General features: G+C 46.6%; 2 protein-coding genes. Both read left to right on the top strand.

Annotated features, from left to right (window positions below):
• Positions 1–1,324 (top strand): NADPH-dependent assimilatory sulfite reductase hemoprotein subunit (locus ACTHUE_RS17085; RefSeq protein WP_440424041.1); only part of this gene is annotated, 1,324 nt, incomplete at its 5' end.
• A gap of 289 nt (positions 1,325–1,613) precedes the next feature.
• The coding region (locus tag ACTHUE_RS17090; protein WP_440424042.1) for a CdiA family toxin C-terminal domain-containing protein at positions 1,614–1,957 on the top strand (344 nt) is incomplete at its 3' end.

The raw sequence follows: 1,957 nt of genomic DNA on the forward strand, positions 1-1,957 counted from the left end.
TTCCATTGCCACAGCCAGCGATGTCAACCGCAATGTGTTGTGTACCAGCAATCCTGTGCAAAGCACTTTACATCAAGAAGCCTATGAATGGGCGGCGCGCATCAGTATGCACCTTCTGCCGCGCACCATGGCATATGCCGATGTATGGTTGGACGGTGAAAAAGTGTTCACGACCGAGCCGACCGAGCCGCGCAATAAAGAAATTGCCGATGAGGTCGAGCCGATTTTGGGTAAAACTTATTTGCCACGCAAGTTCAAAACTGCCGTTGTGATTCCGCCTGATAACGATGTGGACATTCATTCCAATGATTTGGGTTTCGTGGCGATTGCAGAAAACGGCAGGTTGGTGGGCTTCAATGTATTGGTCGGCGGCGGTTTATCCAGCGAACACGGCAATACCAAAACTTATCCGAACACTTCTTACGAATTTGGTTTCGTTCCGCTGGAATACACCCTCAATGCCGCCGAAGCCGTCGTCAGCACACAGCGCGACTGGGGCAACCGCAGCGACCGCAAAGCAGCGCGTACACGCTATACGCTGCAACGCGTCGGCGTAGATGTGTTCAAAGAGGAAGTCGAAAGGCGCATGGGCATTAAGTTTGAGCCCATTCGCCCTTACGAGTTTACCCATCGCGGCGACCATATCGGCTGGGTGCAAGGGCATGAAGGTAACTGGCATTTGACTTTGTTTATTGAAAACGGCCGCCTGCTCGATTATCCCGACAGACCGTTGAAAACAGGCATCCGCGAAATTGCCAAAATCCATCCCGGCGACTTCCGTCTGACGGCCAATCAAAATCTGGTGGTTGCCAACGTGCCGCCGGAATTAAAAGATACGATTGATAAAATCGCCAAAGAGCATGGATTAATCAGCAAATCGATTACCATCCAGCGTGAGAACTCGATGGCCTGCGTTGCCTTGCCGACTTGCCCGCTGGCGATGGCGGAGGCTGAGCGTTTCCTACCAACATTCTCCGATAAAATCGACGAAATGTTCGCCAAATATGGCTTGGAAGACGAATACATCGTTTTGCGCGTAACTGGTTGTCCCAACGGTTGCGGCCGCGCCATGCTGGCGGAAATTGGGTTGGTCGGCAAAGCCGTCGGCCGCTACAACCTTTACGCAGGCGGCAACCGTGAAGGCACACGCATCCCGCGTCTGTTTAAAGAAAACATTACCGAACCTGAAATCCTTGAAATTGTCGAAGGCTGGGTAGCAGATTGGTCTCGAAACCGTTTAGATGATGAAGGTTTTGGCGATTTCGCCATCCGTACCGGCATCGTCAAACCTGTATTGGACGCTCCGCGAGACTTTTGGGCATAACGCATACAAACAGACCTGACAAGTCTGCAATAAGAAAATAGAGAAAACCAAAGGCCGTCTGAAAATCTGATTTTCAGACGGCCTTTTATATTGGGAGCGTTTATATCCAGGAGTTAATCCTAGATTCATTCCAATACCAAGAGGGTTTGTAAAACAAAATACACCTATTACTAATGTCAAATACCCGGAAGGCATCAGTTTCGATACAAACCTAAAAAGACATCTGGCAAATGCTGATGGTTTTAGTCAAAAACAGGGCATTAAAGGAGCCCATAACCGCACCAATTTTATGGCAGAACTAAATTCACGAGGAGGACGCGTAAAATCTGAAACCCAAACTGATATTGAAGGCATTACCCGAATTAAATATGAGATTCCTACACTAGACAGGACAGGTAAACCTGATGGTGGATTTAAGGAAATTTCAAGTATAAAAACTGTTTATGATCCTAAAAAATTTTCTGATGATAAAATACTTCAAATGGCTCAAAAAGCTGCTTCACAAGGATATTCAAAAGCCTCTAAAATTGCTCAAAATGAAAGAACTAAATCAATATCGGAAAGAAAAAATGTCATTCAATTCTCAGAAACCTTTGACGGAATCAAATTTAGATCATATTTTGATGTAAATAC

This window comes from Neisseria sp. P0021.S005 (assembly GCF_051956955.1).